The organism is Polaromonas sp. Polasp52 (assembly GCF_059491565.1).
This window is the reverse complement of record NZ_CP168513.1, coordinates 940,093-953,701: the sequence shown is the minus strand read 5'-3', so window position 1 is coordinate 953,701 and position 13,609 is coordinate 940,093. Positions and strand designations below refer to the sequence as shown.

At 66.2% G+C, this 13,609-nt stretch carries 5 protein-coding genes and 1 tRNA gene; 4 read left to right on the top strand and 2 right to left on the bottom strand.

Annotated features, from left to right (window positions below; all coding sequences use genetic code 11):
* Positions 1-22: 22 nt before the first annotated feature.
* The 4 genes from ACEN9P_RS04520 to ACEN9P_RS04505 all read left to right on the top strand — a co-directional run bounded on the left by ACEN9P_RS04520 (position 23) and on the right by ACEN9P_RS04505 (position 12,254).
* Positions 23-949, top strand: coding sequence for an NAD-dependent epimerase/dehydratase family protein (locus tag ACEN9P_RS04520; protein ID WP_495621214.1), 927 nt, complete (start codon positions 23-25; stop codon positions 947-949).
* Positions 950-1,375: 426 nt separating this feature from the next.
* Positions 1,376-8,047, top strand: coding sequence for a YDG domain-containing protein (locus ACEN9P_RS04515; protein ID WP_495621213.1), 6,672 nt, complete (start codon positions 1,376-1,378; stop codon positions 8,045-8,047).
* Positions 8,048-8,073: 26 nt separating this feature from the next.
* Positions 8,074-9,765, top strand: coding sequence for a ShlB/FhaC/HecB family hemolysin secretion/activation protein (locus tag ACEN9P_RS04510; RefSeq protein ID WP_477661236.1), 1,692 nt, complete (start codon positions 8,074-8,076; stop codon positions 9,763-9,765).
* 860 nt (positions 9,766-10,625) lie between these two features.
* A complete protein-coding gene (locus ACEN9P_RS04505) occupies positions 10,626-12,254 on the top strand; it encodes a methyl-accepting chemotaxis protein (RefSeq protein WP_495621212.1) in 1,629 nt (542 codons plus the stop codon).
* A gap of 6 nt (positions 12,255-12,260) precedes the next feature.
* On the opposite strand, the gene ACEN9P_RS04500 is transcribed toward ACEN9P_RS04505, so the two are convergent.
* On the bottom strand, positions 12,261-13,304 hold the full coding sequence (locus ACEN9P_RS04500) for a S1C family serine protease (protein WP_477661234.1): 1,044 nt from the start codon (positions 13,302-13,304) through the stop codon (positions 12,261-12,263).
* A 209-nt stretch (positions 13,305-13,513) separates the two neighbouring features.
* Positions 13,514-13,598: transfer RNA gene (locus ACEN9P_RS04495), tRNA-Leu, on the bottom strand.
* Positions 13,599-13,609: the final 11 nt, after the last annotated feature.

The following is a 13,609-nucleotide window of genomic DNA, read 5'->3' as shown; positions in this document are numbered from 1 at the left end:
GTTTTCCCGGCAACCCCCAATTTTGCCCTCAAACTTAAGTCCTTTAGGTGCACTGCCTTCCCGCTTCCGCCGGGAGCGCATTTTGATCATCGGCTGCGGCGACGTGGGCCTGCGCGCGGCCCGGCAACTGCCGCGCAACGCCAGGCTCGTGGCGCTCACTTCTTCGGCCGTGCGCGTGCCCGAACTCCGGTCCCGGGGCATCACGCCGCTGCGGGGCAACCTGGACGACGGCGCCTCGCTGCGCCGCCTGGCGGGCCTGGCCACCCGGGTGCTGCACCTGGCGCCGCCCCCGAACGACAAAGCCGAGCTGCGCAGCGACCCGCGCACACTGGCCCTGCTGCGCGCCCTGCGGCTGCGCGGCCTGCCGCGCTCCCTGGTCTATGCCTCCACCAGCGGGGTTTACGGTGACTGCGGCGGCGAATGGGTGCGTGAAACCCGGCCGCTGAACGCCCTCACGCCGCGCGCCGAGCGCCGCGTGCATGCCGAGGCGCATGTGCGGCTGTTCGGCCGGGCCACCGGCACCCGGGTGCACCTGCTGCGCATTCCGGGCATTTACGCACCCGACCGCGAAGGCGGCACGCCGCGCGGCCGGCTGCTCAAGGGCACGCCGGTGCTGCGCGCCGAGGACGACGTCTACACCAACCACATCCACGCCGACGACCTGGCCCGCGCCTGCCTCGCGGCGCTGTGGCGCGGCAAGCCGCAACGCGCCAGCAATGCCAGCGATGACACCCAGCTCAAGATGGGCGACTACTTTGACCTGGCCGCCGGCCTTTACGGCCTGCCGCGGCCGCCGCGCCTGGCACGCGGCAGCGCCCAGCAAGAGCTGCCCGGGGTGCTCCTGAGTTTCATGAGTGAATCGCGCCGGCTGGACAACAGCCGCCTCAAGCGCGAATTGCGGCTTCGCCTGCGCTACCCGACGGTGGAAATCGGCCTGCGCGATCGCTGAAAAACGCCGGGTTGAAGCAATGTGGCCCGCTTTCGCGCCACTTCGCCTTTTGTAACTGTATGTTTTTTGCAACGACGTGGCGGTCAAATGTTACAACCAAAGAGGTAACCATTTGAAACAAAAGGCTCCGACCCGGAACCGTTTCTATTAACCGTAAAAAGATCTTTTTTTGAGCTGATCTGCTGCGATTCCTTTCTGCATACCATCACTTCGACCGACCCTTCTCTTTCAATCGACTGACAAAGGGGGTCTTGCGGAGTGTGAAAAATGCACAAAAAAAATTCGAGGGGCAGCGCAAAAGCTGCAGGAGTTGTAACAAAAATTGGCCAGCAGGCCCTCGCGGCTCCGCCATTTCTTGACGCGCTGAGCCGGGCCGCCGGCCGCACGGCAGGCCGATGGGCGCTGCGCAAACCCGCAACGGCGGTTTTGCTGCTCGGGGCGGCCACCGCCCAGGCCGGGCCGTTGGACGGCCAGGTCACCTCGGGCGCGGCCAGCATCTCCCAGAGCGGGGCCAACACCACCATCACCCAGTCCAGCCAAAACGCCTCCCTGAACTGGAAGAGCTTTAACGTCGGCGCGCAGGAAAGCGTCAAGTTCGTGCAGCCCTCGGCCAGCGCGATCGCGGTGAACCGCATCCTGGACACCCAGGGCAGCCAGATCATGGGCCAGCTCAATGCCAACGGGCAGGTCTACCTGATCAATCCCAACGGCGTGCTCTTCGGTGCCGGCGCCCAGGTCAATGTGGGCGGGCTGGTCGCCTCCACGCTGGACGTCAAGGATGCGGACCTGGGCAGTGCCCAGCGCACTTTCAGCGGCAGCGGCCCGGGCAGCGTGGTCAACCTGGGCACCCTCAATGCGGCCCCGGGCGGCTATATCGCCCTGATCGGCAACACGGTGCGCAACCAGGGCAGCATCAACGCCCCCAAGGGCAGCGTGGCGCTGGCGGCCGGCAGCGCGGCCACCCTGACCCTGCAGGACAACCAGTTGCTCAAGGTCGTCGTCGACCAGAGCGTGCTCAACAGCCTGGCCGAAAACGGCGGGCTGATCCGGGCCGACGGCGGGCAGGTGTTCCTGAGCGCCGGCGCGCGGGATTCGCTGCTGGCCAGCGTGGTCAACAACAGCGGCGTGATCCAGGCGCGCACGGTGGAAAACCGCAACGGCACCATCATCCTGCTGGGCGGTATGGCCGCCGGCACCGCCAAGGTTGCGGGCACGCTGGACGCCTCGGCGCCCAATGGCGGCAACGGCGGTTTCATCGAGACCTCGGGCGCGCAGGTGAAGATTGCGGATGACGCCAGAATCACCACGGCAGCACCCGCCGGCAGCAGCGGCACCTGGTTGATCGACCCGGTGAACTTCACCGTCGCCGCCTCGGGCGGGGACATCACGGGCGCGGCGCTGGGCACCAACCTTGGCGCGGGCAACGTCGTCATCCAGAGCAGCAGCGGCGCCGCGGGCACGGCGGGCGATGTCAACGTCAACGACGCGGTGGGCTGGAGCGCCAATCAGCTGACGCTCAACGCGCAGAACAACATCAACATCAACGCCAACCTCAACGCCTCGGGCACGGGCAAGCTGGCGCTTGAATACGGCCAGGGCACCACCAGCGGCGCCGGCAGCTCTTACAACGTCAACAACGGCGCGAAGGTCAACCTGCCGGCGGGTAACAACTTCAGCACCAAACGAGGCAGCACCGGCGCCACCCTCGCGTATACCGTCATCACCGACCTGGGCGCCGCGGGCAGCACCACCACCACCGATCTGCAGGGCATTAGCGGCAATCTCGGCGGGCGCTATGTGTTGGGGGCCGACATCGATGCCGCGCCCACCAGCGCCTGGAACGGCGGTGCGGGCTTCGCGCCTATCGGAACAGGCAACAGCGGCTGCACCCCCAATTGTTTTTACGGTACCTTTGACGGCCTGGGCCACACCATCACCGGCCTCACCATAGACCGGACGACGCGGTTCACCGGCCTGTTCGGTTCCACCTCTTCGGCCAGCGTTATCCGCAATGTCGGCCTGGTGGGCGGTTCAGTCAGGAGTACCAACAACGATACCGGTGCACTGGCGGGATGGAACGACGGCATCATCAGCAACAGCTACGCCAGCACCACCGTGACCGGAGGCGCCGATTCCGGTGGGCTGGTGGGGGGGACCAGCGGCAACTCAAAAATCGACCACAGTTACGCGACAGGCAATGTGAATGGATCGGTTTTCACCGGTGGGCTGGCGGGCTACAACCAAGGTGACATCAGCAACAGCTATTCCACCGGTACCGTAACCAGCGGTCAGGCTGCCGGTGGACTCGTTGGCTACATGCTCCATGTCGGCACCATCAGCAGCAGTTATTCCAGTGCCACCGTCAACAGCTCAGGCGATACCAACGGCGGCCTGGTTGGCTTGTGGAGCGGCAGCGGCGGAAGCATCAGCAACAGCTATGCCACGGGCGCCGTCACCGGCACCACCAAGACAGGCGGGCTGGTGGGAGACATGAGCAATAGCGGCGGCACGATCACCAACAGCTATGCCGCCGGACAGGTGACGGGCACCGCCGGCAGCGTGGGCGGCTTGGTAGGCAGCCAGACGGCCGGAACGATCAGCGGCAGTTTTTGGGACACCACGACGACCGGGCAGGCCACCAGCGCGGGCGGCGGCACTGGCATGACCACGGCCCAGATGCAGCAACAGGCCAATTTCAACTCAGCCACGGCCGCCAACGGCAACGTCAACCCGAACTGGGATTTGGCCAACGTCTGGCGGATTTATGACGGGCACAGCCGTCCGCTCCTCAAATCATTGATGACGCCGGTCACGGTCACCGTCGGCAATACCAGCAAGACCTACGACAAGCTGGCCTGGAATGGCGGGACCGGCATCAGTTGCTCCAACGTGGCCTGCGGCAGTCTGTCGGGGAGCGTCAGCTTCGGCGGAAACGCCCAGGGAGCGGTCAATGCCGGCAGCTATGCGGTGACAGGGTCGGGCCTGTATTCCAACCAGCAGGGCTACGACATCAGTTACGCCAATGGCACTCTGACCGTGAATCCCGCCAACCTGGTGGTCACGGGCGTCAGCGCAGCCAACAAGGTGTACGACGCCGGCGTGGGCGCCACCTTGAACGGAACAGCAAGCGTTACGGCCATTGCCGGTGACACGGTGAGCGTGACCGGTGTGGGCAGCGGCACCTTCGCCGACAAGAACGCGGGCAATGGCAAGGCCGTGACTGTCACCGGCTACACGTTGAGCGGAGCCGACGCCGGCAACTATGCCGTGGTGCAGCCCACGGGGCTGACGGCAAATATCACACCGGCCAGCCTCGCTGTCACCGGCGTGAGCGCGGCCGGCAAGGTGTATGACGGCACCCGTGCCACCACGTTCAATGGCACCGCGACCGTTACGCCCCTGGGCACTGATGTGGTGCTTGTGGGCGGCGGCAACGTCGGCATGTTCATCGACAAGAACGTGGGCAACGGCAAGACCGTCACCGGCACCAACTACTTCCTCGGCGGCGCCGACGCCAACAACTATGTCATCGTCCAGCCAACGGGGACGGCGAACATCACACCAGCCAGCTTGACAGTCACCGGTGTGGGCGCGGACAGCAAGGTATACAACGCCAGCGACGCAGCCACACTCAATGGCGTAGCCAGCGTCACGGCAATCGCCGGTGACACGGTGACAGTGGGCGGCGGCAGCGGCCGGTTTGTCGACAAAAACGTGGGCAACAACAAGGTGGTCAATGTCACTGGCTTTACGCTGGGCGGTGCCGATGCCGGCAACTACACCGTGGTGCAGCCCACCGGTGTCAGGGCCAACATCACACCGGCCAGCCTGACGGTCACGGGCGTTGGTGCGGATAACAAGGTGTACAACGCGAGCGCCGCAGCCACACTCAATGGCACGGCCAGCGTTGCAGCCTTGGGCGGCGATGTTGTGACCGTGGGCGGGACGGGCAGCGGCACTTTCGCCAACAAGAATGTGGGCAATGGCAAGGCTGTGACCGTCACGGGCTATACGCTGGGCGGCGCCGACGCGGGCAACTACACAGTCGTGCAGCCCACGGGTGTGACCGCCAACATCACGCCTGCCAGCCTGACGGTCACGGGCGTGAGCGCAAACAACAAGGTCTACGACACCACGGTCGCTGCCACGCTTGGCGGTACGGCCGCCGTCGCGGCCCTGGGCGGCGACGTGGTGACTGTTGGCGGCGGTAGCGCCACTTTCGCCGACAAAAATGTGGGCAACGGCAAGGCGGTCACTGTTACCGGCTACACGCTGGGTGGTGCCGACGCCGGCAACTACACCGTGGTGCAACCCACCGGGCTGGCGGCGAACATCACGCCCGCCAGCCTCACGGTCACGGGTGTGGGCGCGAACAACAAGGTGTACGACACCACGACCACAGCCACGCTCAATGGCACGGCCAGCGTTGCAGCCTTGGGCGGCGATGTCGTCACCTTGGGCGGGACTGGCAGCGGGACGTTCGCCAACAAGAACGTGGGCAACGGCAAGGCTGTGACCGTCACGGGCTACACGCTGGGCGGCGCCGATGCGGGCAACTACACCGTGGTGCAACCCACGGCAGTGACCGCCAACATCACGCCAGCCAGCTTGACGGTCACGGGTGTGAGCGCCAACAACAAGGTCTACGACGCCACGACCGCCGCCACGCTGGGCGGAACCGCGGCCGTCACGGCCCTGGCCGGTGATGTGGTGACCGTTGGCGGCGGCACCGGCACCTTCGCCAACAAGAATGTGGGCAACGGCAAATCCGTGACCGCCACGGGCTACACGCTGGGCGGGGCCGACGCAGGCAACTACACCGTGGTCCTGCCCACGGGGCTGACCGCCAACATCACGCCCGCCAGCCTCACGGTCACGGGTGTGGGCGCGAACAACAAGGTGTACGACACCACGACCGCCGCCACGCTCACTGGCACGGCCAGCGTTGCCGCTCTGGGTGGCGATACCGTCACTGTAGGCGGCACCGGCAACGGAACTTTTGCCAACAAGAATGTGGGCAATGGCAAGACCGTGACCGTGACCGGCTATACGCTGGGCGGGGCCGACGCCGGCAACTACACCATAGCTCAGCCCACGGGGGTCACAGCCAACATCACGCCGGCGAGCCTGACGGTCACGGGTGTGGGCGCCAACAACAAGGTCTATGACGCCACCACCACGGCCACGCTGAACGGCGCGGCCAGCGTCACGGCCTTGGGCGGCGACAGTGTGACGGTGGGTGGAACGGGCAGCGGCAACTTCGCCAACAAGAATGTGGGCAATGGCAAGGCTGTCACCGTCACCGGTTACACGCTGAGTGGCGCCGATGCCGGCAACTACACCGTGGTGCAACCCACGGCAGTGACCGCGAATATCACGCCCGCCAGCCTCACGGTCACAGGTGTGAGCGCCAATAACAAGGTCTATGACACGACCACGACCGCCACCCTCAACGGCACGGCCAGCGTTGCGGCCCTGGGCACCGATGTGGTGACGGTTGGCGGCGGCAGCGGTGCTTTCGCCAACAAGAATGTGGGCAATGGCAAGGCCGTGACTGTTACCGGGTACACGCTGGGCGGCGCCGACGCCGGCAACTACACCGTCGTGCAACCCACGGGGCTGACGGCAAACATCACGCCGGCCAGCATCACCGTCACAGGCGTGAGCGCCAACAACAAGGTCTATGACACCACCACCACCGCCACGCTGAGCGGCACGGCGGCGGTCACGGCTTTGGGCGGCGACGTGGTGGCCGTGGGCGGCACCGGCAGCGGCAATTTCGCCAACAAGAATGTGGGCAATGGCAAGGCTGTGACCGTCACCGGCTATACGCTGAGCGGTGCCGACGCCGGCAACTACACCATAGCTCAGCCCACGGGCGTCACGGCCAACATCACACCGGCCAGCCTGGCCGTCACGGGTGTGGGTGCCAACAACAAGGTGTATGACGCCACCACCACGGCCACGCTCAATGGCACGGCCAGCGTTGCGGCCCTGGGCGGTGACGTGGTGACGGTTGGCGGCGGCAGCGGCACGTTCGCCAACAAGAATGTCGGCAATGGCAAGACTGTGACCGTCACCGGCTACACCCTGGGCGGTGCCGACGCCGGCAATTACACCGTCGTGCAGCCGACCGGCGTCACGGCCAACATCACGCCTGCCGCTCTGGCCGTCACCGGCGTAGGCGCCAACAACAAGGTCTACGACACCACCACCACCGCGACCCTGAACGGCACGGCCAGCATCACCGCCCTGGGCGCCGATGTTGTGGCCTTGGGCGGAACGGGCAGCGGCACCTTCTCCAACAAGAATGTGGGCAACGGCAAGGCCGTCACCGTCACCGGCTATACCCTGAGCGGTGCCGATGCCGGCAACTACGTCATTGCGCAGCCCAGCGGTGTCACCGCCAACATCACGCCCGCCACCCTGGCCATCACCGGGGTGAATGCCCAGAACAAGGTGTTTGACGGCACGACCGCCGCCACCTTGGGCGGCACCGCCGCCGTCACGGCCCTGGCCGGCGATGTGGTCAGCGTCGGCGGCGGCCACGGGGCTTTTGCCGACCCGAACGTGGGTAACGGCAAGGCCGTGACCGTGACCGGTTTTACCCTGAGCGGCGCCGATGCCGGCAATTACGCGGTGGTGCAGCCCACCGGGCTGACTGCGGCCATCACGCCTTTGCCGGCGGCGCCTGCGCCCGCGACGCCGACGCCGACACCGACACCGACACCGACGACGACTACGACTACGACTACGACGACGTCCGGGCGGGGATTGGGAGCGGATGGTGAAGGCATTCGTTCCGCCACGCAAGAGGCCCTGGATACGGAGCGCTCTCTATTCAACTCCAGCGCCAGCTCGAGTTCCAATGCCAAATCCAATCCCAACGCCAACTCGACCGAGGCATCGTCAACCCTGCGCGTGACGCACAGTGCAAGCGCCGATGCATCATCGGGCGGCGAAGCGCCGGAGCCTTCCAGCCAGTTCGCCGAGGGGGTGGCGGACGCGCCCCTTGCCATGGCAAGAAAAGACCCACGCCTGCATATCGTTGACGGTGGCGTGCAGTTGCTGAACGCCGTGCCGGCAGGCCGGAAATGACCCGGCCGTCCCAGGGAAGCTATTTCATGAAATGCTACGTATCCGCGAAGCACGCAGCACTGCTGCTGGCCGCCGCGCCCCTGTTCACGGCTCACGCGGCTGATCCGCTGCCGGTCGATATCGGCACCATCCTGCAGCAGGTCCAGCCGTCCCAGCCTTTCGCGCCGCCGCCCCGCGGGGAAGCGCCGACCCTCAACAACCAGGAAAATGCCCCGGCACCGCCCGTACGTCCACCGGTTTCAGTGGACGTCAAATCGATCCAGATCCTCGGCAACACCCTGGTCGAGACGGACACCCTGCATGGACTGGTGGCCGACGCGGAAGGCAAAACCCTCACGCTCGACCAACTCGATGAAATGGCGACACGCATCAGCAGGTACTACCGCGGCCGGGGCCAAAGCTTCGCGCGAGCCGTGGTGCCCGCGCAGGTGATCTCGTCGGGCGTTGTGCGCTTTCTGGTGATAGAGGCGCGCTACGGCAAGGTCGGCATAGACAACCAGACGCGCGTGAACGACCTCCTGCTGCAGGCGACGGCCGCGCCGCTGCAGGGCGGACAGCCGGTCGAGCAGGCCTTGCTCGACAGGTCACTGCTGTTGATGTCGGACATACCCGGCGTGATGGTGCAGGCCACCTTAAGGCCCGGCGAAGGGCTGGGCAGCTCCGATCTGGTGATCCAGGCCACGCCCGGCCCGGGGACTTCCGGAAGCCTGGTACTGGACGACTACGGCAACAGCTATACCGGCAGGGGCCGGCTCGGCGGCACGGTGTTCTTCAACAATCCCTTGCGGCGTGGCGATGTCCTGGGTGTGAGTGGCCTGAGTTCAGGCGCCGGGGTCAACTACGGCCGCGTGAGCTACGAATCCCTGTTGAACGGGCAGGGCACGCGCGGCGGGGCCGCCTATTCCATGCTGAACTACAAAATCGGCGGATCGCTGCAGGAGCTGGGCGCGCATGGCTCGGCCGAAACCGAAAGCCTTTGGGGCAGGCACCCGCTGCTGCGCAGCCAGGCGGCCAATGTTTACGGCCAGGTCCAGTACGACAACCTGCAGCTGCGCGAGCGCATCGACATGGCGGGCATGAAGACGGACCGGCACCTGGGCAGCTGGACTTCGAGCCTGAGCGGAGACTGGCGCGACACCCTGCTGTCCGGCGGCATCAACATCTGGAGCCTGGCATGGACCCGCGGCCGGCTGGGCTTCGACGTCGCGGAAGCCCGGCTGAGCGATGCGGCCAGCGCCAGAACAGAAGGCTGGTTCTCCAAGACCAACCTGAATTTCTCCCGCCTGCAGCGCTGGGGCGACAGGGGCTCGCTGTATGTGTCCTGGGCCGGCCAGTGGGCCAACACCAACCTCGACTCCTCGCAAAAAATGTCGGTGGGCGGGCCTTATTCCGTGCGTGCCTACGACGTCAGCGCGCTGTCGGGCGATGCGGGTTACCGCGGCAGCATAGAGCTGCGCTACGACCTGGGCGCGGTCGGCGGCGGAAGGCTGCAGGCACTGGCCTTCTGGGACGGGGCCTACCTCAAGGTCAACCAGCGCCCCTGGACCCCCGGCACCAACACCGCGACCTTCAGCGGCGCCGGCGTCGGCCTCGACTGGAGCGGCTACAACCAGTGGCGGGCCCGGGCCTACCTGGCTTCACCGTTGGGCACCGCGCCCGAGTTGGTCAAGGCGCCCGACGCTATGCGGATGTGGACGGAGCTGGCTTACCGGTTCTGAGGTTCTTGCGGCCGGGTCTTGCTCCGGCCTTGCGCGCTCTCCCTCTTCACCCTCTTCTTTCCTCTTCTTGGTTCTGCTGGCCGGGTCTCGCCCCGGCGGGCGACTTACTTTTCTTTGCTTCGCCAAAGAAAAGTAAGCAAAAGAAAGGCGACCCGCAGTCTGGGTCCCCTCCGCTGCGCTGCGGGGCAACCTGCGGTGCTCGACTACGGCGGGGTCTCGCGCAAACTCGCCTTCGGCTCAGACAAGCGCGATCCCTGATCCGCCTACGTCTGCGCTCCTCGGCCCAGCCAGGACGGGGCAATCGGGAGCGGGAACCAAATACCGAAAGACAAAGAAAACAAATACAAACAAGGACACGCCAAGGCGTGTCCTTGTGGGTTTAGGTATTTGGCTGTTTGGTATTCCTGTCCCCACCCCTTGTGGATGCGCCGAGGAGCGCAGGGCCAGACGGATCAGGGCAAAAACTTGTTTGAGCCGAAGGCGAGTTGTTTTTGACCCCGGCTGGACCGAGCACCGCAGGTTGCCCGTAGCGAAGCGGAGGGACGCAGGAACCAGGGTCGCCTTTTCTTTTGCTTACTTTTCTTTTGGCGAAGCAAAAGAAAAGTGAGTAGCTGCCGGGCTACCCCCGGCCAGCAAGCCTCAGCAGAGTAAGCAGAAAGACGAAGAGAGGAGAAGGAGAGAAGGGGGGAGAGCGCGCCCGCCGGCGCAAGACCCGGTCAGCACCCCGACCAATCAATTCAATAAACAAAGCCCTGTTTCGCGCCCTGTTCGGCCGCAAGCAGGGCAGCCTTTCTTGATACCGTCCATGAGCAAGCCCTCTCCCGCCGCTTCAGGCGGAAGCGGCTTGCAGGAGACACACCATGCAACTGGACAATCTGAAAATCAGCACGCGGCTGGGCGCGGGCTTTGGGCTGGTATTGCTGCTGGCGGGCGGCTTGATGGCGGTGGGGCTGGGCCAGCTGGCTGCCGCCGGCGCCTTCAGCCGCGACCTGAGCGGCGATGCCTGGTCGCGCGCCGGCGCCGCGGCAGCGCTGGGCAGCTGGTCGCAATCCAATGCGCGCGCCACCCTGGAGCTGTCCCTCGCGGCGGATCCCGCGTTGGCGGGCGCCGCGCGCCGGCAAATTGCGATTGGCGACAAGAACATGACGGATGCCCTGGCGGTGCTGGAAGCCGGCACCCCGCCAGCGGAAGAAAAGGCCTTGCTGGCAAGCGTGCGCGGCGTGCAGGCCTCTTATGCGCAGGCGCTGGCCAAGGTGGCAAGACAGATCGAAACCGGCGACCGCGAGGGTGCTGTCCGCGCCTGGGCCGGCGAGGCCGCGCCGTCGCTGGGCAAGCTGCAGCAGGAACTGGCCGCGCTGGCCGAAACGCAGGCACGGCAGGCCAGAGCCGGCGGCCAGGCGGTCGAGGCCGGCATCGCATCGGCGCAGCGCTGGATGCTGGGCCTGGGGTTGGCTGCGTTGCTGGTGGGCGTGGCCGTGGCCTGGCGCCTGGGCCGCGGCATCGCGCAGCCGCTCAATGAAGCGATTTACATCGCCGAAACCGTGGCCGCCGGCGACTTGAGCCAGGAGTTCTCCACCGAGCGCGGCGGCGATTTCGGCCGCCTGCTGGGCGCCCTGGGCGACATGGAAGACACGCTGACCGACCTGGTCAGCCGCATCAAGGCCTCCACCGATTCCATCACCCTGGCCTCCGGCGACATCGCGGCCGGCAACGCCGACCTGTCGCGCCGCACCGAAGAGCAGGCGGCCTCGCTGGAAGAAACCGTCTCCAGCATGGAAGAGCTGACCTCCACCGTCAGGCTCAACGCCGAGCATGCGCGTTCGGCCAGCGGCCTGGCGGCCACCGCATCGGGCACGGCCGAGCGCGGCGGCGCGGTGGTGGCCCAGGTGGTGGACACCATGGCGGCCATCAGCGGCAGCTCGCGAAAAATCGTGGACATCATCGCCGTCATCGAAGGCATCGCCTTCCAGACCAACATCCTGGCGCTCAACGCCGCCGTGGAAGCCGCGCGCGCCGGCGAGCAGGGCCGCGGTTTTGCCGTGGTGGCCAGCGAGGTGCGCGGCCTGGCGCAGCGCAGCGCCGGGGCGGCGCGCGAAATCAAGGCGCTGATCGCGGACTCCGTCGCGCATGTCGAGAGCGGCTCCGAACTGGTCGGCCAGGCCGGCCGCACCATGCAGGACATCGTGCAGGCCGTCAAGCGCGTGAGCAGCCTGCTCGAGCAGATCTCCGCCGCCTCGGTCGAGCAGAGCAACGGCATCGCGCATGTGAACCAGGCCATGGTGCTGATGGACAAGGCGACGCAGCAAAACGCCGCGCTGGTCGAGCAGGCCTCCACCGCGGCCGCCTCGCTGGCCGAGCAGACCTTGCAGCTGCAGGCGGCGGTCGATGAATTTAAATTGGACGCAGAGCCTGAAGCCGCGCCGTCGGCTGCGCTGCACTTCCAGGCGATAGGCCGGGACTTGCACCGTACAGCGCCGCTCCCAGCCTAGCCTGATTCAGATGCCCGGTGGCTTTTTGAGCGTCAGCATGCGGTCCTGGGCGCGCAGCACGATGGTCTTGACCTCGGCGCCCTGCAGCACCGTGAGCCGGATTTCCGCGTCGGGCGCGGCATGGTCCCAGAGTTTTTTGTAAAAGGCCTCCAGCGTCGCGACCTTCGCGTCGTCCACCGCCAGCACCACATCGCCCGCCGACAGCCCGGCCAGCTCCGCCGGGCTTTCCTTGCTCACGCGCAATATCTGTATGCGCCCGCCCTGGTCGTTGGAGGTGATGCCCAGCCAGGGCCTGCGGCTCTTGGCGCTGTAACCCGAACGCTGCAGCTCCGCGAGTATGGGGCGCAGCAAATCCACCGGCACAAACATATTGCCCGGCAGGCGGCGGTTTTCATTGGTTGCATCCGACACGAACAGCGAGCCTATGCCTATCAGTTCGCCGCGCTGGTTGAAGAGCGGCGCGCCACTGTGGTTGCCGCCGCTGGCCAGCACCGGCGGGCTGGTGAAGAGGGCCGATTCGATGTGGTATTCCCAGCTGCCCGAGAACGCGCGCCGGCTGACCAGCCGCGTCATGCTCACGTCGCCGTCGTCATCGGGCTGCGGGCCGGTCACGGCCATCAGCGGCTCGCCCGGCTGCAGGTCCCTGCCGCTGCCCAGCGTCGCCACCGCCACATTGCGCAGCGGCAGTAGCGGGCGCAGCAGGCCGAAACCCGTGGCCAGGTCGTAGGCCACGGCGCGGGCCGGCAGTGTCCGGTTGTCCTGGGTCACGACCTCGATCTGCTCGGCCTCCAGCATCAGGTAGCCAATCGTCAGGATCAGCCCGTCCTGGCTGATCAGCACACCCGAGCCCGCGCGCCGCAGGCCCAGGGTTTCGGCGGAGCGCGCGTCCTCCATCGCCGTGACCTTGACGCCCACCACCGCCGCCGTGGCCCGGTTCAGCGCATCGATCATGGCCTGCGCCGCAGGTGGCGGTGCCGTGGCCGCGTGGGCCGTGCCCAGCAGCAAAGTGCTGGAGAGAAGGAGACAGAGCCAATGACGCAAGCTGCACATGATGGACTCCAGACGCGGCGAGAGGGCTGGGGGCACACGAAAAAAAGGGGCCGACCGCGTTTGAAGAATGCGCCTTATTAAATGGCGTTGCAAGCGGCAGGGTCAAAAATCCGGCTGCGGAAAATGACAACGTGGTGTTGCCCGCCGCCGTGGATGAAAAAACAAAAAAGCCGTCCATGAACGAGGGTCATGAGACGGCTTTCGGGATGTGGTGCCCGGGGCCGGAATCGAACCGGCACGCCTTGCGGCGGGGGATTTTGAGTCCCCTGCGTCTACCAATTTCACCACCCGGGCTGGAATGAGCG

What these genes read in the sequence shown, in the direction of transcription:
- ACEN9P_RS04500 (WP_477661234.1), bottom strand. Translation starts at nt 13,304, where the DNA reads ATGTGCAGCTTGCGTCATTGGCTCTGTCTCCTTCTCTCCAGCACTTTG.
- ACEN9P_RS04505 (WP_495621212.1), top strand. Translation starts at nt 10,626, where the DNA reads ATGCAACTGGACAATCTGAAAATCAGCACGCGGCTGGGCGCGGGCTTT.
- ACEN9P_RS04510 (WP_477661236.1), top strand. Translation starts at nt 8,074, where the DNA reads ATGAAATGCTACGTATCCGCGAAGCACGCAGCACTGCTGCTGGCCGCC.